Source organism: Streptomyces sp. DSM 41931 (assembly GCF_050271085.1).
GTDB lineage: Bacteria > Actinomycetota > Actinomycetes > Streptomycetales > Streptomycetaceae > Streptomyces > Streptomyces albogriseolus.
Genome location: NZ_CP189902.1, coordinates 2,691,652 through 2,713,427, shown reverse-complemented (window position 1 = coordinate 2,713,427; position 21,776 = coordinate 2,691,652). Strand labels below are relative to the sequence as shown.

Annotated in this window: 14 protein-coding genes; 7 read left to right on the top strand and 7 right to left on the bottom strand. The window is 72.9% G+C overall.

The window, feature by feature from the left end; all coding sequences use genetic code 11:
• The first annotated feature begins 28 nt into the window (after positions 1–28).
• Positions 29–2,869, top strand: coding sequence for a preprotein translocase subunit SecA (gene secA / locus ACP7TJ_RS12500; protein ID WP_093763912.1), 2,841 nt, complete (start codon positions 29–31; stop codon positions 2,867–2,869).
• 75 nt (positions 2,870–2,944) lie between these two features.
• On the opposite strand, the gene ACP7TJ_RS12495 is transcribed toward secA, so the two are convergent.
• Positions 2,945–3,541 (bottom strand): Rv3235 family protein, encoded by a 597-nt coding sequence (locus ACP7TJ_RS12495; RefSeq protein ID WP_380877302.1) that lies wholly within the window; start codon positions 3,539–3,541, stop codon positions 2,945–2,947.
• Positions 3,542–3,853: 312 nt separating this feature from the next.
• On the opposite strand from ACP7TJ_RS12495, the gene ACP7TJ_RS12490 reads away from it, so the two are divergent.
• The 4 genes from ACP7TJ_RS12490 (at position 3,854) to ACP7TJ_RS12475 (ending at position 12,088) form a co-directional block, all read left to right on the top strand.
• Positions 3,854–4,372, top strand: coding sequence for a DUF6912 family protein (locus ACP7TJ_RS12490; RefSeq protein WP_266397692.1), 519 nt, complete (start codon positions 3,854–3,856; stop codon positions 4,370–4,372).
• 9 nt (positions 4,373–4,381) lie between these two features.
• Positions 4,382–5,062, top strand: a complete 681-nt coding sequence (locus ACP7TJ_RS12485) for an HAD family hydrolase (protein WP_167741960.1) — start codon at positions 4,382–4,384, stop codon at positions 5,060–5,062.
• Between the two features lie 422 nt (positions 5,063–5,484).
• Positions 5,485–10,437 carry an NAD-glutamate dehydrogenase gene (locus tag ACP7TJ_RS12480; protein ID WP_093763915.1) on the top strand — a complete coding sequence of 1,651 codons (4,953 nt, stop codon included), beginning with the start codon at positions 5,485–5,487 and terminating at the stop codon, positions 10,435–10,437.
• A 130-nt stretch (positions 10,438–10,567) separates the two neighbouring features.
• Complete coding sequence (locus tag ACP7TJ_RS12475; RefSeq protein ID WP_427763171.1) at positions 10,568–12,088, top strand: hypothetical protein; 1,521 nt, start codon at positions 10,568–10,570, stop codon at positions 12,086–12,088.
• A gap of 32 nt (positions 12,089–12,120) precedes the next feature.
• Here the strand turns inward: ACP7TJ_RS12475 and ACP7TJ_RS12470 are convergent, their stop codons facing one another.
• From ACP7TJ_RS12470 to ACP7TJ_RS12455, 4 genes are all read right to left on the bottom strand, one after another.
• A complete protein-coding gene (locus ACP7TJ_RS12470; RefSeq protein WP_427763169.1) occupies positions 12,121–13,797 on the bottom strand; it encodes a glycosyltransferase in 1,677 nt (558 codons plus the stop codon).
• Entirely contained in the window at positions 13,797–15,992 is a 2,196-nt protein-coding gene (locus ACP7TJ_RS12465; RefSeq protein WP_427763167.1) for a CDP-glycerol glycerophosphotransferase family protein, read from the bottom strand. Before ACP7TJ_RS12465 ends, ACP7TJ_RS12470 begins: the two co-directional genes overlap by 1 nt.
• 132 nt (positions 15,993–16,124) lie before the next feature.
• Complete coding sequence (locus ACP7TJ_RS12460; RefSeq protein WP_266397678.1) at positions 16,125–16,916, bottom strand: ABC transporter ATP-binding protein; 792 nt, start codon at positions 16,914–16,916, stop codon at positions 16,125–16,127.
• Positions 16,909–17,838 carry an ABC transporter permease gene (locus ACP7TJ_RS12455; RefSeq protein ID WP_266397676.1) on the bottom strand — a complete coding sequence of 310 codons (930 nt, stop codon included), beginning with the start codon at positions 17,836–17,838 and terminating at the stop codon, positions 16,909–16,911. The genes ACP7TJ_RS12460 and ACP7TJ_RS12455 overlap by 8 nt, the downstream gene beginning before the upstream one ends.
• A 131-nt stretch (positions 17,839–17,969) precedes the next feature.
• Between ACP7TJ_RS12455 and ACP7TJ_RS12450 the strand changes: the two genes are divergently transcribed.
• Positions 17,970–18,605, top strand: coding sequence for a TetR/AcrR family transcriptional regulator (locus ACP7TJ_RS12450; protein ID WP_093767057.1), 636 nt, complete (start codon positions 17,970–17,972; stop codon positions 18,603–18,605).
• 439 nt (positions 18,606–19,044) lie between these two features.
• On the opposite strand, the gene ACP7TJ_RS12445 is transcribed toward ACP7TJ_RS12450, so the two are convergent.
• Together ACP7TJ_RS12445 and ACP7TJ_RS12440 are read right to left on the bottom strand one after the other, a co-directional pair.
• Complete coding sequence (locus tag ACP7TJ_RS12445) at positions 19,045–20,655, bottom strand: glycosyltransferase (protein ID WP_427763164.1); 1,611 nt, start codon at positions 20,653–20,655, stop codon at positions 19,045–19,047.
• Between the two features lie 85 nt (positions 20,656–20,740).
• Entirely contained in the window at positions 20,741–21,235 is a 495-nt protein-coding gene (locus ACP7TJ_RS12440) for a MarR family winged helix-turn-helix transcriptional regulator (protein ID WP_093767059.1), read from the bottom strand.
• Between the two features lie 126 nt (positions 21,236–21,361).
• Between ACP7TJ_RS12440 and ACP7TJ_RS12435 the strand changes: the two genes are divergently transcribed.
• Positions 21,362–21,775 (top strand): organic hydroperoxide resistance protein, encoded by a 414-nt coding sequence (locus ACP7TJ_RS12435; protein ID WP_093767060.1) that lies wholly within the window; start codon positions 21,362–21,364, stop codon positions 21,773–21,775.
• The last annotated feature ends 1 nt before the right edge of the window (position 21,776 follow it).

Here is a 21,776-nt window from a genome sequence, read left to right as displayed (position 1 = left end):
GGCCCGACCGGCAAGGAGACCAACCCCCGTGTCCGTCCTCTCGAAGATCATGCGTGCAGGCGAAGGCAAAATCCTGCGCAAGCTGCACCGCATCGCGGACCAGGTCAACTCCATCGAAGAGGACTTCGAAGGCCTCTCCGACGCCGAGCTGCGGGCCCTCACCGATGAGTACAAGCAGCGCTACGCCGACGGTGAGAGCCTGGACGACCTGCTGCCCGAGGCCTTCGCCACGGTCCGCGAAGCCGCCCGGCGCGTCCTGGGCCAGCGCCATTACGACGTCCAGATCATGGGCGGCGCGGCCCTGCACATGGGGTACGTGGCGGAGATGAAGACCGGTGAGGGCAAGACCCTCGTCGGCACGCTTCCCGCGTACCTCAACGCCCTGTCCGGCGAGGGCGTCCACATCATCACGGTCAACGACTACCTGGCCGAGCGCGACTCGGAGATGATGGGCCGCGTCCACCGCTTCCTGGGCCTGGAGGTCGGCTGCATCCTCGCCAACATGACGCCGGCCCAGCGCCGCGCGCAGTACGCCTGCGACATCACCTACGGCACGAACAACGAGTTCGGCTTCGACTACCTGCGCGACAACATGGCGTGGTCGAAGGAAGAGCTGGTGCAGCGCGGCCACAACTTCGCCATCGTCGACGAGGTCGACTCCATCCTCATCGACGAGGCCCGTACGCCGCTGATCATCTCCGGCCCGGCCGACCAGGCCACCAAGTGGTACGGGGACTTCGCCAAGCTGGTGAAGCGCCTCAAGCGCGGCGAGGCCGGCCAGCCGCTCAAGGGCATCGAGGAGACCGGCGACTACGACGTCGACGAGAAGAAGCGCACGGTCGCCATCCACGAGTCCGGCGTCGCCAAGGTCGAGGACTGGCTCGGCATCGACAACCTGTACGAGTCGGTGAACACGCCGCTGGTGGGCTATCTGAACAACGCCATCAAGGCGAAGGAACTGTTCAAGAAGGACAAGGACTACGTCATCATCGACGACGAGGTCATGATCGTCGACGAGCACACCGGACGTATCCTCGCCGGCCGCCGGTACAACGAGGGCATGCACCAGGCCATCGAGGCCAAGGAGGGCGTGCCGATCAAGGACGAGAACCAGACGCTCGCCACGATCACGCTGCAGAACTTCTTCCGCCTCTACAAGCGCCACGACCACAACGGCAAGGAGCTGCCGGGTCTGTCCGGCATGACCGGTACGGCGATGACCGAGGCCGCCGAGTTCCACCAGATCTACAAGCTCGGCGTGGTGCCCATCCCGACCAACCGGCCGATGGTCCGCAAGGACCAGTCGGACCTGATCTACCGCACCGAGGTCGCCAAGTTCGAGGCGGTCGTCGACGACATCGAGGAGAAGCACCGCAAGGGCCAGCCGATCCTCGTCGGCACCACCTCGGTCGAGAAGTCCGAGTACCTGTCGCAGCAGCTCAGCAAGCGGGGCATCCAGCACGAGGTGCTGAACGCCAAGCACCACGAGCGTGAGGCGCAGATCGTCGCCCAGGCCGGCCGCCGCGGCGCCGTCACGGTCGCGACGAACATGGCCGGCCGTGGTACGGACATCAAGCTCGGCGGCAACCCCGAGGACCTCGCGGAGGCGGAGCTGCGGCAGCGCGGCCTCGACCCCGAGGAGCACATCGAGGAGTGGGCCGCGGCCCTGCCGGAGGCGCTGGCGCGCGCCGAGCAGGCCGTGAAGGCCGAGAAGGAGGAGGTCGAGAAGCTCGGCGGCCTCTACGTGCTGGGCACGGAGCGGCACGAGTCGCGGCGCATCGACAACCAGCTCCGCGGTCGTTCCGGCCGTCAGGGCGACCCGGGCGAGTCCCGCTTCTACCTCTCCCTCGGCGACGACCTGATGCGGCTGTTCAAGGCGCAGATGGTCGAGCGCGTGATGTCCATGGCGAACGTGCCGGACGACGTGCCGATCGAGAACAAGATGGTCACCCGTGCGATCGCGTCCGCGCAGTCGCAGGTGGAGACGCAGAACTTCGAGACGCGTAAGAACGTCCTGAAGTACGACGAGGTGCTCAACCGGCAGCGCGAGGTCATCTACGGCGAGCGCCGCCGCGTCCTGGAGGGCGAGGACCTGCAGGAGCAGATCCACCACTTCATGGACGACACCATCGACGCGTACGTCCAGGCGGAGACCGCCGAGGGCTTCCCCGAGGACTGGGACCTGGACCGGCTGTGGGGTGCGTTCAAGCAGCTCTACCCGGTGAGCGTCACCGTCGAGGAGCTGGAGGAGGCGGCCGGCGACCGTGCCGGTCTGACCGCCGAGTTCATCTCCGAGTCCATCAAGGACGACATCCGCGCCCAGTACGAGGCGCGCGAGACGCAGCTCGGCTCCGAGATCATGCGTGAGCTGGAGCGGCGGGTCGTGCTGTCGGTGCTGGACCGCAAGTGGCGCGAGCACCTCTACGAGATGGACTACCTCCAGGAGGGCATCGGCCTGCGCGCGATGGCCCAGAAGGACCCGCTGGTCGAGTACCAGCGCGAGGGCTTCGACATGTTCAGCGCGATGATGGACGGCATCAAGGAGGAGTCCGTCGGCTATCTGTTCAACCTGGAGGTCCAGGTCGAGCAGCAGGTCGAGGAGGTGCCGGTCGAGGACGTCAAGCCGACCGCCGACCTGGAGAAGCAGGAGGCGGTGCCCGCGCAGGCACGGCCGGAGATCCGCGCGAAGGGGCTGGACGCCCCGCAGCGGCGGAACCTCCACTTCTCCGCTCCCACGGTGGACGGCGAGGGCGGCACCATCGAGGGCGAGCTGGCCACCGACGAGGAGCCGGTGCGCTCGTCGGCGGACGGCCTGACCCGCGCGGAGCGCCGGAAGCAGGCGCGGGGCGGGCGTCGCCGCAAGAAGTGACGTCGCCGCACGGCGGCACTGTCGGCCGGGGCCGGGCACCTGAGGGTGCCCGGCCCCGGCCGTTGTGCGCGGTCGTCAGCGGGGTCCGCCCAGCTCGACGGCGGTGCAGCGCCAGCGGAGGTCCCGGCCGCGCTCCAGCCGGAACGCCATGGCGCGGAGCCTGTCCCCGGCGCCGATCCGCGCGAACGCCTCGATGGCGCCCTCCCGCGGCACGAACCACCCGATGTCCCGCACGACGGGCCGCGCGCCCCGCGTCCGCAGGGGCCCTCGCTCCGCGAGCCGGATCAGCTCGTCGTAGGCCTGCCCGGCACTGTGCCGCAACATCGCGTGCACGGGCCGCTGCCCGCTCAGCACGGCGACGAGCAGCTCCGCGAACCGGTCGGTGGGCCGAGGCTGCGGGACGCCCAGGGGCGCCCCGCCCAGGTGCTCAGGTGGCGTGCCTGAGGAGCCGCCTCGGCTGTCGGGCGTTGTCCCCGCCCCGGAGCCCGTGCGGCTGCCGCGCATCGGGGCGCGGCCCGCTGGGCGGGTGTCCGTGGGGCGGGTGCGGCGGGGGGTCGTTCCTCGGGGGCGGCCGGCGCCCGGGGACGGGGAGAGGGGGGTGCCCGCTGTGGGGACGCGTGGGGGGACTGCGGCGGGGGAGCGGCGTGGTGTTCTGCTCATGACCTTGTGCACGAGGGCCCCGTTCTGAAGGCCGGGCCGGCGGGGGAGCCGGGTACCGGGCAGTAACTTCGTGACGGGGATCTTGTACGGGGCCGTGCGGGGGCGGGGCAAGGAAGGGCGGAGGTACGCGGGGAGGGGTGGGAGGTTCACTTATCAGGGTGATCGGCCGCCTGCCGGGCCTCCGTTCACGCGGGTGGGGCGGGTGAATCGGCGGACGGAGGCTGACGGCCCCGGAGGGGGCCGCGAGGGCTCGAAGGGGGACGGGTGCGACGTATTCTGAGACCTTGCCGAAGAAGTGATCCGAGCTGACGAAAGCGGCCGACCATGCGCGTCTACGTCCCCCTGACCCTCCCCGGGCTCGCCGAGGCGCACAGGACGGGGCAGCTGGGCGACGGGCCGTTCACCGCGTACGCCGTGACGCCCGCGCTGCGCGAGTGGTACCTCTCCGACGACATCGAGGAGCTGGAGTACGCCGCGCTCGGCCGCGCCGCGCTGGCCTCCCTGCGTCTCCTCGCCGCCGACCCCGCCGCGCCCCGCCGCCGGGTCGTGGTCGCCGTGGACGTGGCCGACGGCGCGGCCTCCGCCGACCCCGGCCGGGGCCCGGACCCGGCCGTGCTGGGCGAGGTGCGCCTCGCCGGGCCCGTACGGCTGGCGAAGGCGGCCGCGGTGCACGTGGACGCGGAGGACGCCGAGGAGGACGTGGCGGCCGCCGCACGGGCGCTGGACGCGGCGGACGACGGCGACGACGACGCCCAGTTCGTCGTGGACGGCGCCGAGGACCACGAGCTGCTGTGGTTCGCGACGCAGGAGATCCCGCAGCTCGTCGCCCGACGGCCCGGGTAGGTTTTCCGCATGGGGACGCACACGGACGCGCACATCGTCTGGGACTGGAACGGCACGCTGTTCCACGACGTCGACGCGGTCATCGGGGCGACGAACGCGGCCTTCGCCGAGCTGGGCCTCGCGCCCATCACGCTGGAGCGGTACCGGGAGCTGTACTGCGTACCGGTGCCGCGGTTCTACGAGCGGCTGATGGGCCGGCTGCCCAGCCAGGCCGAGTGGGAGGTGATGGACGCCGTCTTCCACCGCCACTACACCGTGCACCGGGTGCGCTGCGGGCTGGCCGACGGCGTGGAGGACCTGCTGAAGGGGTGGGTGGCGGCGGGCCGCAGCCAGTCGATCCTCAGCATGTACGGGCACGAGGACCTGGTGCCGCTGGTGGAGGACTTCGGGATCTCCCCCCACTTCCTGCGCGTCGACGGACGCACCGGCCCCTCCGGCGGCAGCAAGGCGGAGCACATGGTGCGCCACCTGGACGCGCTGCGCGACACGGTGGACCCACGGCGCACGGTGGTCATCGGGGACGCGGCGGACGACGCGGTGGCCGCGCGGCACGCGGGCGCGCACGCCGTGCTCTGGACCGGCGGCTCGCACGGCCGGGCCGGCCTGGAGGCGGCCGGGGTTCCGGTGGTCGACAGCCTGAGCGAGGCCGTGGCCCAGGCGGAGCGCCTGGCGGCCTCCGGCCGGCCGTGACGGCCCGGGCGCACTGTGCGAAACGTCAAAGTTCGCCCCCCGGTTTTGTACACATACGGCTCATGACGGGGCCCCTCCGGAGGGCGATAGCCTAGGTGGCGTGATCAGCGCGATAGCTCGCGGGGACTGTGGCGTCCCCGCTGTGCGCCCGGCGAGCACGGAGGACATCCGTGACCGGGTGGCGACCGCTGATCCTCGCGGGCGGCGCGGGACGCGGCGCACCCCAGGGGGGCAGGCACCACGGAGAGCCACGTCACACCCCTCGGACGCGTCGAATACCGCCGAGAAGCCCCCGCTCCTCTCACCTTGCGGCATACCGTCGGCACAGACCGGACACCCCGTGTCGTACCGCCGCACCACAGGGTCGGAGACCGTACTTCCTTCTACGTCACGCAACGGCGCGCGACAGGAGCCAGAGGATCATGCAGACCAAGCTGGACGAAGCCAAGGCCGAGCTGCTCGATCGGGCCGCCCGGGTAGCTGAGAACAGCCCGGCCGGGGGGAAACTACCGACTGGGACCGCGGAGGGGGACACGCCCGACCGGGATGCCGTCCTCGCGTTCCTCCAGCGCTACTACCTGCACACCGCCCCTGAGGACCTCACCGACCGCGACCCGGTCGACATCTTCGGGGCCGCCGTCTCGCACCGCCGGCTCGCCGAGAACCGTCCCCAGGGCACGGCGAACGTCCGGGTGCACACCCCGACCGTCGAGGAGAACGGCTGGACCTGCAGCCACTCCGTCGTCGAGGTCGTCACGGACGACATGCCCTTCCTCGTCGACTCCGTCACCAACGAGCTGACCCGCCAGGGCCGCGGCATCCACGTCGTGATCCACCCGCAGTTCGTGGTCCGCCGGGACGTGACCGGCAAGCTGATCGAGGTCCTCCCCGACCCGGTCGGCGGCGACCTCCCGCAGGACACCCGCGACCTGCCGCACGACGCCCACGTCGAGTCCTGGATCCATGTGGAGATCGACCGCGAGACCGACCGCGGCGACCTCAAGCAGATCACCGCCGACCTGCTGCGGGTCCTCTCGGACGTCCGCGAGGCCGTCGAGGACTGGGGCAAGATGCGCCAGGCCGCGACCGCGCTGGCCGACGCGCTGCCCGACGAGCCCGTCCCCGCCGACCTGCCCCCGATGCAGGTCGAGGAGGCCCGCGAGCTGCTGCGCTGGCTCGCCGACGACCACTTCACCTTCCTCGGCTACCGCGAGTACGAGCTGCGCGACGACGACTCGCTGGCCGCCGTGCCCGGCACCGGCCTCGGCATCCTGCGCTCCGACCCGCACCACGCGGCCGACGAGGACCACCCGGTCAGCCCGTCCTTCGAGCGGCTGCCCGCCGACGCCCGCGCCAAGGCCCGCGAGCACAAGCTGCTGGTGCTGACCAAGGCCAACAGCCGGGCGACCGTGCACCGGCCGTCGTACCTGGACTACATCGGCGTCAAGAAGTTCGACGCCGAGGGCAACGTGGTCGGTGAGCGGCGCTTCCTCGGCCTGTTCTCGTCCGCCGCCTACACCGAGTCCGTGCGCCGGGTACCGGTGATCCGCCGCAAGGTCGAGGACGTCCTGGAGCGGGCCGGCTTCTCGCCGCACAGCCACGACGGGCGCGACCTGCTGCAGATCCTCGAGACCTACCCGCGCGACGAGCTGTTCCAGACCCCGGCCGGGGAACTGCAGTCCATCGTCACCTCGGTGCTCTACCTCCAGGAGCGCCGCCGGCTGCGCCTGTACCTGCGCCAGGACGAGTACGGCCGCTACTACAGCGCCCTCGTCTACCTGCCGCGCGACCGCTACACCACCGGTGTCCGGCTGCGGATCATCGACATCCTCAAGGAGGAGCTCGGCGGCATCAGCGTCGACTTCACCGCCTGGAACACCGAGTCGGTCCTCTCCCGGCTGCACTTCGTCGTCCGCGTCCCGCAGGGCACCGAACTGCGTCCCCTGTCCGACAGCGACAAGGAGCGCATCGAGGCCAGGCTGGTCGAGGCCGCCCGCTCCTGGGCCGACGGCTTCGCCGAGGCGCTGAACACCGAGTTCGGCGAGGAGCGCGCCGCCGAACTGCTGCGCCGCTACGCCGGAGCCTTCCCCGAGGGCTACAAGGCCGACCACTCCCCGCGCAGCGCCGTGGCCGACCTGGTGCGCCTCGAGGAGCTGGACGAGGAGCGGAACTTCGCGCTCAGCCTGTACGAGCCGGTGGGCGCGGCCCCCGACGAGCGCCGCTTCAAGATCTACCGCACGACCGAGGCCGTCTCCCTGTCCGCGGTGCTGCCCGTGCTGCAGCGTCTCGGCGTCGAGGTCGTCGACGAGCGGCCGTACGAACTGCGGTGCGACGACCGCAGTGTCGCCTACATCTACGACTTCGGCCTGCGCATGCCGCAGGCGCCCGGCGGCGGGGTGGACTACCTCGGCGACGACGCCCGCGAGCGCTTCCAGGACACCTTCGCGGCGACCTGGACCGGCAAGGCGGAGAACGACGGCTTCAACGCCCTGGTGCTGAGCGCCGGGCTGACCTGGCGTCAGGCGATGGTGCTGCGCGCGTACGCCAAGTACCTGCGCCAGGCGGGGTCCACCTTCAGCCAGGACTACATGGAGGACACCCTCCGCCACAACGTCCACACCACCCGGCTGCTCGTCTCCCTGTTCGAGGCGCGGATGTCGCCGGACCGGCAGCGCGCCGGGTACGAACTGGTGGACGCCCTGCTGGAGGAGCTCGACGCCGCCCTCGACCAGGTCGCCAGCCTCGACGAGGACCGCATCCTGCGCTCCTTCCTCACCGTCATCAAGGCGACCCTGCGCACCAACTTCTTCCAGGAGACGGCGGGCGGCGCGTCGCACGACTACGTCTCCATGAAGTTCGACCCGCAGGCCATCCCGGACCTGCCCGCGCCGCGCCCGGCGTACGAGATCTGGGTGTACTCGCCGCGGGTGGAGGGCGTGCACCTGCGCTTCGGCAAGGTCGCGCGCGGCGGTCTGCGCTGGTCCGACCGGCGTGAGGACTTCCGCACCGAGATCCTCGGCCTGGTCAAGGCGCAGATGGTGAAGAACACCGTCATCGTGCCGGTCGGCGCCAAGGGCGGCTTCGTCGCCAAGCAGCTGCCCGACCCGGCCGTCGACCGCGACGCGTGGATGGCCGAGGGCATCGCCTCCTACCGGACCTTCATCTCCGCGCTGCTCGACATCACCGACAACATGGTGGGCGGCGAGGTCGTGCCGCCGGCGGACGTCGTCCGGCACGACGAGGACGACACCTACCTGGTCGTCGCCGCCGACAAGGGCACCGCGACCTTCTCCGACATCGCCAACGAGGTCGCCGAGAGCTACAACTTCTGGCTCGGGGACGCCTTCGCCTCCGGCGGCTCGGCCGGCTACGACCACAAGGGCATGGGCATCACCGCCCGCGGCGCCTGGGAGTCCGTCAAGCGGCACTTCCGGGAGCTGGGCGTGGACACCCAGAGCCAGGACTTCACGGTCGTCGGCATCGGCGACATGTCCGGCGACGTGTTCGGCAACGGCATGCTGCTCAGCGAGCACATCCGCCTGGTCGCCGCCTTCGACCACCGGCACATCTTCATCGACCCGAACCCGGACGCGGCCGTCTCCTACGCCGAGCGCCGCCGTCTGTTCGAACTGCCGCGCAGCTCCTGGGCCGACTACAACACCGAACTGCTGTCGGCGGGCGGCGGAGTCTTCCCGCGCAGCGCCAAGTCCGTGCCGGTCAACGCGCACATCCGCGAGGCCCTCGGCATCGACTCCGGCGTCACCAAGATGACCCCGGCCGATCTGATGAAGGCCATCCTCACGGCGCCGGTCGACCTGCTGTGGAACGGCGGCATCGGCACCTACGTCAAGGCGTCCACCGAGTCCGACGCGGACGTCGGCGACAAGAGCAACGACGCGATCCGCGTCGACGGCAAGGACCTGCGGGTCGCCGTCGTCGGCGAGGGCGGCAACCTGGGCATGACCCAGCTCGGCCGGATCGAGTTCGCGCTGCACGGCGGGCGGATCAACACCGACGCCATCGACAACAGCGCGGGCGTGGACACCTCCGACCACGAGGTGAACATCAAGATCCTGCTGAACGGCCTGGTCAAGGAAGGCGACATGACGGTGAAGCAGCGCAACAAGCTGCTCGCCGAGATGACCGACGAGGTCGGTCGGCTGGTGCTGCGCAACAACTACGCGCAGAACACCGCCATCGCCAACGCGCTCGCCCAGTCCAAGGACATGATCCACGCGCAGCAGCGCTTCCTGAAGCACCTGGTGCGCGAGGGCCACCTGGACCGGGCGCTGGAGTTCCTGCCCACCGACCGGCAGATCCGCGAGCGGCTCGCCACCGGGCAGGGCCTGACCGGGCCGGAGACGGCGGTGCTGCTGGCGTACACGAAGATCACCGTCGCCGACGAGCTGCTGCACACCTCGCTGCCCGACGACCCCTACCTCAAGGGTCTGCTGCACGCGTACTTCCCGACCGCCCTGCGCGAGCAGTTCGCGGAGTACATCGACAGCCACCCGCTGCGCCGTGAGATCACCACGACCGTGCTGGTCAACGACACGGTCAACACCGGCGGCACCACGTATCTGCACCGGATGCGCGAGGAGACCGGGGCGTCGCTGGAGGAGATCGTCCGGGCGCAGACCGCGGCCCGCGCGATCTTCCGCTCCTCGGTGGTGTGGGACGGCGTGGAGGCGCTCGACACCAAGGTCGACGCGGCCACCCAGACCCGGATCCGGCTGCACTCCCGCCGTCTGGTGGAGCGCGGCACGCGCTGGCTGCTGAACAACCGGCCGCAGCCGCTGCAGCTCGAGGAGACGGTGTCGTTCTTCGCCGAGCGGGTGGAGCAGGTCTGGGCGGAGCTGCCGAAGCTGCTGCGCGGCGAGGACCTGGACTGGTACCAGAAGATCTACGACGAGCTCAGCGAGGCCGGGGTCCCGGACGAGCTGGCCACCCGGGTCGCCGGGTTCTCCTCCGCCTTCCCGACGCTCGACATCGTGTCCGTGGCCGACCGGATGGGCAAGGAGCCGCTGGACGTCGCCGAGGTGTACTACGACCTCGCCGACCGGCTGCGCATCACCCAGCTGATGGACCGGATCATCGAACTGCCGCGCGCGGACCGGTGGCAGTCCATGGCCCGCGCGGCGATCCGTGAGGACCTGTACGCGGCGCACGCGGCGGTCACCGCGGACGTGCTGGCGGAGGGCAACGGCTCGTCGACGCCGCAGCAGCGCTTCGCGGTGTGGGAGCAGAAGAACGCGGCGCTGCTGGGCCGCGCCCGCACCACCCTGGAGGAGATCCACAGCTCCGACGCGTTCGACCTCGCCAACCTGTCGGTGGCGATGCGGACCATGCGCACGCTGCTGAGGTCGCACTCGTAGCGCACCGGGCCCGCCGAGGGGCGCCCCGGACCGTCACGGTCCGGGGCGCCCCTCGCCCGTGTGTGGTGCCTTAGGCGGGAATCGGCGGCGAACCCGTGGGGACGGCCCGGGGACGGGATAGGGCTCTGGTGTGACTGTCCGATCGTCGTCGTCCGGGGTGTTCCGAGGGGCCGGCCCGCGCCGCTCCGCGAGCCGTCCCGCCGCCGTCGGCCGGGCCCTGGCCACGGGCGTCACCGGACTCGTCCTGCTCCTGCTGACCCTGGTCGTCGTACGGCTGCCGTGGATGGGCGACCTGGGCATCCACGCCGCGACGGTGCAGCGGCTGCGGCACTCCCCGCTCGCCCCGGGCAACCCGCTCGTCGACGCGAGCACCCCGAGCCCGTACTACTCGCCCTGGACGCTGCTGCTCGGCGGAGTGGCCCGGGCGACCGGCCTGGACGTGTTCGTGGTGCTGCGGCTGGCCGCCGCGGCCGGGTCGGCGCTGCTGGTCACGGGCGTGTGGCGGTACGTGCGGACGCTGAGCGCGCACCCGGCCGCGCCCGCGCTCGCCCTGCTGTCCCTGCTGTTCCTGTGGGGGACCGAGCCCCTGCTGTGGAGCGGTTTCACCGGGCTGCACTCGCTGGCCCTGACGGCCGCGTACCCGAGCACCTTCACCCTGGGGCTCGCCTTCCACTTCTGGACCTGGCTGACCGGGGCGCTGCGTGGGCCCGCCGGGTGGAGCGCGTGGCTGGGGCTGGGCGTGCTGTGGGCGGTGATCCTGCTGTGCCACCAGTTCTCCGGGGTGGTGGCCACGGTGGGCGCGGCCGCCACGGTCGTCGCGGCGCGCCCCGGGCGCGCGGTGTGGCCCCGGCTGGGCGCCGCGCTGCTGCTGGGCGTGTCGGTGCTGGGGGCGTGGCCGTACTACGACTTCTTCGCGCTGGCGGACGCCGGGGAACGGCTGGAGACGGTGCACCGGGTGCTGTACGCGCACCCGGTGGCGCGGTTCGGTCTGGTGCTGCTCGGGGTGGCCGCGCTGGTGGGGCGCGGGCGGCGCGACCACCGGGACCCGCTCGTGGTGTTCTGCGCGCTCGGTGTGCTGATCGTCGCGGCGGGACGGATCACCGGCCACTACTCATGGGGCCGGGCCCTGCCCGCGGTGGTGATCCCGGCGCAGCTCGCGGCGGCGCTCGCGGTCGTGGAGGCGGGGGCGCGGCGGGCGCGGGCGGTGTGGGCGGCGCTGCTCGCCGTGGCGCTGTCGGCCGGCGCCTGGGCACAGGCGGGCGCGCTCGGGTACGTGGTCCCGGCCGACGCGCTGCCCGGTCCGGTCGCGGAGAAGTACCGGCGGCCGTGGCCGGGGTACGGGTGGATCACCCGCTGGGTGCGGTACGGCGACGTCGTCATGGCCGAGGGCCGGGTCGCCCGCCAGGTGCCCGCCTACGGCCCCTACACGGTCGCCCCCGGCTACCCGGACTTCTTCCTCGCCGACGAGGAGCGCCGTACGGCCGCCACCGAGGCGTACTTCGCCGCGGGCACGTCCGCGGCCGAGCGACGGCGCACCGAGCGGGAGTACGAGGTTCGCTGGGTGCTGGACCACCGCGGCGCCCTGGACGACCCCGCGCTGCGGCCGGTCGCCCGGGGGCCGCGCGGGGAGGTGCTGTACGCGGTGCCGTGAGCGCCTTGTCGTGCCGGAAGCCCGGCGGGGTGTCAGCGGACGAGGCCCGCCACCAGTTGCACCGCCCGGCGCAGGCGTGGGTGGGCCAGGTGGGCGGCCAGCGGGCGGAGTGCGGCGGGGACGCCGGCCGGTTCCCAGCGGATCTGGAGGCGGCCCGGGTTGTGTCCCTCCGGTTCGATGGTGACCTGGTGCGGGGCTGCGCCGGAGCGGTAGGGGACGCGGGCGGTCAGCGCCGGGAACTCCAGGGGCGCCAGCAGCAGCGCCTGGTTGTTCCGGCCGCCGCCGCTGAGCCGGACCAGCGGATGCCGGACCCCGGCGAAGCCGCCCAGCGGCAGCCGCGCCCCGGCCAGGTCCAGCCGTACCGTCCCTTCGAACACGCCGGGCCGCACCGGGTCCAGACGGAACGGCACGGTGAGGCGGCGCCGGCCAGGGGAGATCACCAGGCTCGCCCGCTGCGGGCCGACGGGCAGCCGCAGCGCCGGGTCGTAGGTCCGCACGGTGAGGTCCACGCGGGCGCCGCCCCCCGGGACGCGGGCGATCCCGGTGATCTCGTGCCGGAACAGCGCTCCGGAGAAGGGGCGGGTGTCCGGTTCCAGCTCGGTCAGGTCCAGCTCGCGGCGTGCGGCCACGGTGTCCGGCACGCGGTCGCCCCAGTAGACCCGGCCGTCCGCGTCGGCGGTGAGCCGCCTCGGGGCGACGCCGTACCCCAGCCCACGCGCCGCGAGCGCGGCTTCCGGCAGGCGGCGGTCCCGCACCAGCTGGAGCACCACCCGCTCCGCGCGGGGCAGCCGGGCGTACGCGCCCGGGGACAGCGTCTCCAGGTACGGGTTCACCTCGTCGGCGAAGGCGGCCAGCCACTCCTCGTCGCGGTACGGCAGGTCGCCCGCGTACATCCGGAAGTCGTGCTTGAGGAACTTGTGGTCCTTGTCCTCGCGCAGCCCCTCGTGCCCGCTCTCCGCGAGGAACGCGTCGATCAGCCGCTGCACGTGGATCCGGTCGCGGACGTTGCCGATCAGGTGCCGCTGGTTGGATATGGACGCGGTGTCGGACCTCACGTAGGGGGCTATGTACCAGAGGTAGACCGGCTCGGGGACGATCGTGAACCGCTCCGCCAGGCAGTAGGCCTGCGCCGAGAACAGCTGGTCCTCGTAGTGGATGCCCTCCGGGAAGCGCAGCGCGTGCCGGTCGAGGAAGGCGCGGGCGTACATCTTGCTGGTCGCGAGGTGCTCGAAGAACAGCCGCGGGTCGTCCTCGACGCCGTCCAGGGTGCGGCGCTCGCCCACCAGGTGCGGCATCCAGGTGGAGCGGCGTCCGGTGTCCACCCGGATCCGGCGCACCGCGCCCATCGCGAAGTCGATCTCCCGCTCCCGGTGCGCGGCCAGCAGGGCGGCGACCGCCCCCTCCGGCAGTTCGTCGTCGCTGTCGAGGAACATCAGGTACGGCGCCCGGGCGATCTCCAGGGCGCGGTTGCGCGGGGCGCTGCACCCGCCGCTGTTCTCCGGCAGCCGCAGGTACCGCACGCGCGGGTCGGCGGCCGCCAGCTCCCGCGCCACCCGCGGGGTGTCGTCCGTGGAGTGGTCGTCGCTGATGACGATCTCCAGGTCGCGGTGGGTCTGGCGGCACACGGACCGCACGGCGCGGGGCAGCCGTCCGGCATCGTTGTGCACGATCACCGTGACGGTGACGTCGGGGAGCCGGGACGTGGACATCACGCGGTCACCTCCTGGGGGGCCGGCGCCGGGGTGCGCTCCTCCGGCGGCAGCACCGGGGGCAGGGACGCCTCGTCCTCGCCGAGGAACACCCGGCGCACGACCCGCTCGGCGGCCCGGCCGTCGTCGAACTCGCAGAACTTGCGGCGGAAGGCGGCCCGCGCCTTCGCCGCGCCCTCGTCGTGCCAGGCGTCGGTGGCGAGGATCTCGGTGAGGTCGTCCTGGGTGCGCGCGACCGGCCCCGGCGCCTCGGCCATCAGGTCGAAGTACACCCCGCGCGTGGTGCGGTACGTCTCCCAGTCGTCGGCGTGGATCACGATCGGGCGGTCCAGGTTGGCGTAGTCGAACATGATCGACGAGTAGTCCGTGACCAGGGCGTCGGCGGCCAGGCACAGCTCCTCGACCGGGTCGTACGCGGACACGTCGACGACGCGGCCCGAGCGGCGCAGGCCGGCCAGCGGGGAGAGGCCCGAGTCGTAGAAGTAGTGGGCGCGCACCAGCAGGACGGTGTCCTCGCCGAGCCGGTCGGCGAGCGCGGCGAGGTCCAGGCGCGGGGTCCAGCCGGCCTCGTAGTCGCGGTGGGTGGGCGCGTAGAGGACGGCCCGGCGGCCGGGGGCGATGCCGAGCCGCTCGCGGACCGCGCGCACCTCGTCGGCGCCCGCCGTGCAGTAGACGTCGTTGCGCGGATAGCCGTGGTCGAGGGAGACGTACCGGGACGGGTAGGCGCGCTCCCACATGCGGGTGGTGTGGCTGTTGGCGGAGACGCTGTAGTCCCACTTGTCGACGCGCTCCAGCAGGGCGTCGAAGTCCAGGCCCTGGGCGGCGGCCGGGTAGGCCATCTGGTCGAGGCCCATGCGCTTGAGCGGGGTGCCGTGGTGGGTCTGCACATGCACCGCGTCCGGGCGTTTGACCACCGCGTTCGGGAAGTTGACGTTGTTGACGAGGTACTTCGCCGTGGCGAGCACTTCCCAGTAGCGGCGGGTGCCGGGGACCACGTGGTCGGTGCCGGGCGGCAGCAGGGCCGCGTTGCGCGCGGTCACCACCCACACCGGGTGGATGTGCGGGGCGAGTTCGGCGAGCTTCGCGGCGATCGCGCCCGGGTTGCAGGCGACGCCGCGGTTCCAGTAGGCGGAGAACACGGCGAGGTGCGGGTCGACGGGGCGGCGCAGCGCCGCGCGGTACTGGTGGTCGCGGATCAGCGCGCCGGCCTGCCGCCGTCCGGTGCGCACCGTGGACCGCACGGCGCGGCGGGCGTGGTTGACGGCCTGGAAGGCCCGGTAGCGGGTGTAGGCGCCCTCCTCCAGCAGCGAGCGGCGCACGCCTTCCGGGCCGCCGGGACGGCGGTACCCCTCGGGGCGGCGGCGCACGGCGGCGGCGCCGGCCCGCAGGAAGAACTCCCGGGCGGCCGGCTCGGGCACGGCGCCGCGGGCGAAGGTGCGCAGGCAGTCGCGGACCATGATCTCGTAGAGCACGGTGTAGACCGCGGGCCGGTCCTGGGCGAGGTCGAGCAGGGCCTCGTAGCGGTCGACGGCGGCGAGGTGCTGCTCGGGGGTGACGGGCGGGAGGCTCGCGGGGCGCAGCCGCCGGTCCTCGTAGGCGATGTGCGGCAGACAGGAGACGCGCCCGGCGAGCAGCAGGGCGGCGAGGGCGGCGCGGGGCTCGTCGTCGGTGGTGAGCCGCTCCTCGTGGGCCCGCCAGAAGTCGGCGCGCAGCACGCGGGTGCCGAGCAGCGGGGTGAGGCGCAGCAGGTAGGCGCTGTCGGCGAGGGCCGGCTCGGTGCGTCCGGCGCGGACGAGGAGGGGGCCGTCCGCCGAGGGCAGCGCGGAGCTGCGCCAGGTGCTGCGCAGATGGTCCAGCAGCAGGACGTCGACGGTGCCGGGCAGCTCGGCGGTGCGCTCGGCGACGGTGCGGGGGCTGCCGGGCGGCAGGCCGTCCTTGGCGCGGACGAAGTGCAGCCAGCGGCCCGTGGCCCGCGCGGCCCCCGCCGCTCTCGCCGCCGCGTCGGAGGCGCCGTCGGGCAGCGGGACCACCTGGAGCTGCGGGGCGTGCCGCTCGGCCGTCTCACGGGCCCAGTCGCCGACGGCGGCGACGACGACCTCCACGTCCGGCAGCGGGTGGGCGACGAGCGAGTCGAGCAGGCCGGTCAGGTGGTCCTGGGTGTTCGGCCCGTGGACGATGACGCTGAGCTGGGGCATCACGGGGCTCCTTCGGCTGCTCGTCGGCGCGGACGGTCCCGTCGGTCGTATCCAGTCATAGTGACACCGATGGGACGAATCGGACGGCGGAGGGTTCGCCCGAACGGCGCTTGCCGCGCCCGCGCCGGCCTGCTAGCGGCTCGCTCCGGTGAACTTCTCGTACTCCTTGAGCACCTCGTCCGTCGGCCCGTCCATGCGCAGCTCGCCGCGCTCCAGCCACAGCACCCGGTCGCAGGTGTCGCGGATGGACTTGTTGTTGTGGCTGACCAGGAACACCGTTCCGGCGTGCTTGCGCAGTTCGCGGATACGGGCCTCGGAGCGCTTCTGGAAGGAGCGGTCGCCGGTGGCCAGCGCCTCGTCGACGAGGAGCACGTCGTGGTCCTTGGCGGCGGCGATGGAGAAGCGCAGGCGGGCGGCCATGCCGGAGGAGTAGGTGCGCATCGGCAGGGTGATGAAGTCGCCCTTCTCGTTGATCCCGGAGAAGTCGACGATGTCCTGGTAGCGCGCCCTCACCTCCTCGCGGGACATGCCCATCGCGAGCCCGCCGAGCAGCACGTTGCGCTCGCCCGTCAGGTCGGCCATCAGCGCCGCGTTGACGCCGAGCAGGGACGGCTGGCCGTCGGTGTAGATGTGTCCGTTCTCCACCGGGAGCAGTCCGGCCACGGCCTTGAGCAGCGTGGACTTGCCGGAGCCGTTGGTGCCGATCAGCCCGATCGCCTCGCCCCGGTAGGCGACGAAGGACACGTTCCGCACGGCGTGCACCCGGCGCACGCCGGACGCCTTCTCGGTCTGCTTGCGGCGGAGCATGCGGTTGAGCGCGGCGGTCGCGGTGCCGCGTCCGGCGCCGGTGCCGTTGACCCGGTAGACCACGTCGACGCCGTCGGCGACGACCGTCGGCCTCCTGTCCTGGGGGGTGTCAGCCACGGCCGTACCTCTCCTCTGCCTTCCAGAAGTAGACGAAGCCGACCACGCCGGCCAGCACCGCCCAGCCCAGCGCGAACGCCCAGACGTGCGGGGGCAGGTAGGACGAGTCGTACTGGTCGATCAGCGCGAACCGTACGAGGTCCATGTAGACCGCCGCCGGGTTCCACTGGAGGACGTCCGCCAGCCAGGCGGGGACGTTCTTGTCCTCCAGCATCGCGGGGATGGAGAACATCACCCCGGACGCGTACATCCAGGTCCGCAGCACGAACGGCATCAGCTGCGCCAGGTCGGGGGTCTTGCTGCCCATGCGGGCGAAGATCAGCGCCAGGCCGGTGTTGAACACGAACTGCAGCGCCAGGGCGGGCACCACCAGCAGCCAGGACGCGTCCGGGTAGCTGCGGAACCCGATCATGATGACGACCAGGACGATCATCGAGAACAGCAGCTGCTGGAGCTGCTGGAGCGCGAAGGAGATCGGCAGCGACGCCCGCGGGAAGTGCAGCGCCCGCACCAGGCCCAGGTTGCCCGAGATCGCCCGCACGCCCGCGAGCACCGAGCTCTGGGTGAAGGTGAACACGAACACGCCCGTCACCAGGAACGGCACGTACACCTCGCTCGGTATGCCCTTCCGGGCGCCGAGCAGCAGGCCGAAGATGAAGAAGTACACCGCCGCGTTCAGCAGCGGCGTCGCCACCTGCCACAGCTGCCCGAGCTTCGCCTTGCTGTACTGGGCGGTCAGCTTGGCCTGCGAGAAGGCCAGGATGAAGTGGCGCCGCCCCCAGAGCTGGCGGACGTATGCGCCGAGGGGCGGGCGGGCGCCGCTGACCGTGAGGCCGTGCCGGGCGGCGAGCGCCGCGAGGTCGGTCTCGGGCGGTTCCGGGCGCGCCGACGCGGCGGGCGGTGTGTCGAGTGCCTGACTCACATCCGCTGCTTTCGCTAGGAGGGGGGTGGGACGACGATTCCGACGTCGGAACGGGACCGTATCGTCGTGTCGACGAGCGTAGGTCGAATGCGCGTCGGAACGCAACCGTATCGTCGCTACGCGGGCGGCCTATGCTGGAGCGCATGACGAACGCCGACGCGCCCGAGCCACGTCCGCGCCGCCGGGCTCCCGCCGGGGCCGCCGTCCTGCGCGAGGACGTCACCGAGGCCATCCGGACGGCCGTCTTCGAGGAGCTCGCCGCCGTCGGCTACGCCCGGATGTCGATCGAGGGCATCGCGCGCCGCGCGGGCGTCGGCAAGACCGCGGTGTACCGCCGCTGGCGCTCCAAGCTGCACGTCGTCCTCGACGTGGTCTCCGCGCTCGCCGTCCAGGGCCTGCCCGCGCCCGACACCGGCTCCCTGGAGAGCGACCTGCGCCTGCTCTACGAGGTCAGCTCGCGCGCCCTACGCCACCCCGTCGCCTCGCAGATCCTCCCCGACCTCCAGGCCGAGGCCGCCCGCAATCCCGAGATCGCCGAGGCCGTGCAGAAGGCCCTGCGCGAGGGCCAGGACGGGGTCGCCAAGGGCATCGTCACCGCGGCCCAGGAGCGGGGCGAGATCGGCGCCGGCGTGGACCACGCCCTGGCCCTCGACCTGATCTCCGGGCCGCTGTACTGGCGCTCGGTGGTGATCCGCAGCCCGAAGCTCCCCAAGGGCTACCTGGACGGCCTGTCCCGCGCGACCGCCCAGGCGCTCAGGGCGCTCTGAGCCCCGGCTCGCGCCAGGTGGACCGTCGGCGCAGGTGCCCGGCCTGCGCGCTGTGCCGCTGTCGCGGCTCGCAGGACCGGTGGGCCCCCGGCTCAGGCAGCCACCGGTGCAGCCGTCCGGCCAGCACGCGCCCCGCGCCCCGTGCGCCCGCCGCGACCCGCGGGCCGGTGCGCCTGGGGGTGGGCGAGGGCGGACGGCAACGAGACCGTAGCTGGTGGCTCGGGTGGCCGCGGGGGCGGAGCGGCCGAGGTGGTGCGGTGCGCGTCAGGGCAGCAACCGCCGCAGCCGTCCGGCCAGCACCCGCCCCGCGCCCCGTGCGCCCGCCGCGACCCGCGGGCCGGTGCGCCCCGGGGGTGGGTGAGGGCGGACGGCGACCGGGCCGTGGCGGGGGCTCGGGGTGGCCGCGGGGAGGGAGCAGTCGAGGTGGTGCGGGTTGGCGTCAAGGCAGCCACCGTCGCAGCCGTCCGGCCAGCACGCGCCCCGCGCCCTGCGCTCCCGCCGCCACCCGCAGGGCCAGCGCGCCACCATGGGTGGCGTAGGGGCGGACGAGGACCAGGCCGTACCGGCGGCTCGGGACGGCGCGGGGGCGCAGCAGTCCGGGGCCGGCGAGGGCGTGGGCGGAGACGGTGCGGGCCGCGCCGTCGCGGAAGCGCAGCCGCAGCCGCAGGTCCCAGGCGCCCGCGCCGAGGGACGCCAGCCGCTCCAGCGGGACGGGCGCCTCGGCGGTCCAGGCGCCCTCGGCGGCAGGACGCAGGGGCACGGTACGGCGCAGCACCAGGCCCGCGCGGTCCCGGTGGCGCCACTCCACCTCCGCGTCCACGGGACCGGCCCGCGCGACCGCGCCGTACAGCTCGTGCAGACGCAGCCGCAGCAGGCGGGTACGGGCGCGCAGCTCCGCGTCCACGGCGAGCGGCAGCAGGCGGACGGGGCGCTCCGGCAGGGACTCCAGGGTGACCCCGGGCAGCTCCGCCGACCAGCAGGGCGTGCCGTCGGCCGTGCGGGCGTACGGCGGGCGCAGCCGGGCCGGGCGGGCCGCCAGCTCCCGCAGCCGGGGCAGGTCGCGCGGCTCGGGAGAGGCCAGCAGCACCCGCGCGAGCAGCGTGCCGGGGGCGGCCGGGTCGCCCGAGCGGTCGGCGGCGTCGTACTCCGCGAGGTGCTCGCGGGTGTGGGCCCACCACGCACGGCGGTACGCGTCGTCGCGCAGCGGCAGCTCGCGGACGTACATGCGCAGGTCGTGGTCGAGGAACTTGGCGCGGACGGCGCGCGCCAGCCGTTTCTCCCCGGCGTCCAGCAGGACCGTGTGGGCGGTGCGGCAGGCGTGCGTGCGGGCGCGCCAGTTGTCGACGCCCGCGCGGTCCAGCGAGATCGACAGCCGTCGCGCGGCGCGGCGCACGTGCCAGACGTACACCCGGTCAGGGACCAGGGCGACGCGCGGCGCGGCGGCCCACACCCGCGCCGTGAACACGATGTCCTCGTAGGGGAAGCGACCGTCGGGGAACCGGATGCCGTGCGCGCGCAGGAAGTCCGTCGCGTACAGCTTGTTCACGCTCAGGGTGTCGCGGACCAGGCGCGGGCGGTCGGCCGGGCGGGCGAGGACGGCGGGGGCGGCGTACAGGGCGGGCTCCCACGGCACCTCGCGGCCCGAGGGCAGCTCGCGGCGCACGCACAGACCGCCCGTGACCTGCGCGTCCGTCTCCCGGGCGGCGGCGATGAGTGCGTCCACGGCGCCGGGCGGCAGTACGTCGTCGCTGTCGAGGAACATCACGTACGGGCCGGTCACCGCGTCCAGCCCGGTGTTGCGCGGGGTGCCGCAGCCGCCGCTGTTCACCGGCAGCCGGATCACCCGCAGCCGGGGCTCGGCGGCGGCCAGCCGGTCCAGCAGCTCCGTGCTGCCGTCCGTGGAGCAGTCGTCCACGGCGACGACCTCCCGCACGGCGGTCCCCTGCCCGAGCGCGGAGCGCACCGCGTCGGCCACATGGGCGATGTCGTCATGGCCTATGACGACGACCGAGACGGCGTCGGCGTCGGCCGGGGTGGGGTCGGGGCGCATGGCATCCTCGGGGCGCGCGGCGGAGGTTCACTCCACGCTCGCCCGGCGCGTGCCGTCCCGCACCCCGGGGTGGTCCCGGCGGGCGTCAGGCCCCTTCGGCGGCCGCCTGGTCCAGGGCGGCGGTGAGGTCGGCGAGGGTGGCGCCGAGGGCGCGCATCTCCTCGGCCCGCAGTCCGGTGGCGGCGGCGATCCGGCGCGGCACCCGCACGGCCTGCTCGCGCAGTGCGGCGCCCTCCTCGGTGAGCCGCACCTCGACGGACCGCTCGTCGCGCGCGCTGCGCTCCCGGTGCACCAGACCGGCCGCCTCCAGCCGCTTGAGCAGCGGGGACAGGGTGCCGGAGTCCAGGCGCAGACGCTCGCCCAGCCGCTTCACCGGCAGCGTGCCGTCCTCCCACAGCACCAGCATGACCAGGTACTGCGGATAGGTGAGGCCGAGATCCTTCAGCAGCACCCGGTAGACGCCGTTGAAGGCGCGGACGGCGGAGTTCAGGCTGAAGCAGATCTGCTGGTCGAGACGGAGCCAGTCGTCCGAAACGGCCGGCGCGTCCGTCGCCGGGGAGGGGCTGGGTGTGGCTGTCATGCGTCCAGGGTAGCGCTGTGCGAGCCATTTGGTTGTGCCCAATTGAATTGTGTGCTCTACTTGAGCCCACGGAGGCCGGGTCCCCCCGACCCGGCCGGTCACCCGCCGCAGACGAAAGGTCTCCCCATGGACGCGCTCTACACCGCAGTCGCCACCGCCACCCACGGTCGCGAGGGCCGCGCCGTCACCTCCGACGGCAAGCTGGACGTCGGCCTGAGCGCCCCCAAGGAGCTGGGCGGCGACGGCAAGGGCACCAACCCGGAGCAGCTCTTCGCCGCCGGCTACGCGGCCTGCTTCGGCAGCGCCCTCGGCGCCGTCGGCCGCGCCGCCAAGGTGGACGTCAGCGAGGCCGCCGTGACCGCCGAGGTCGGCATCGGCAAGCAGGGCGAGGGCTTCGCGCTCGCCGTGACGCTCCGCATCGAGCTGCCCGACAGCCTCGACGAGGAGACCGGCCGCAAGCTGGTCGAGCAGGCCCACCAGGTCTGCCCCTACTCCAACGCCACCCGCGGCAACATCCCCGTCGAGCTCGTCGTCGAGTAGT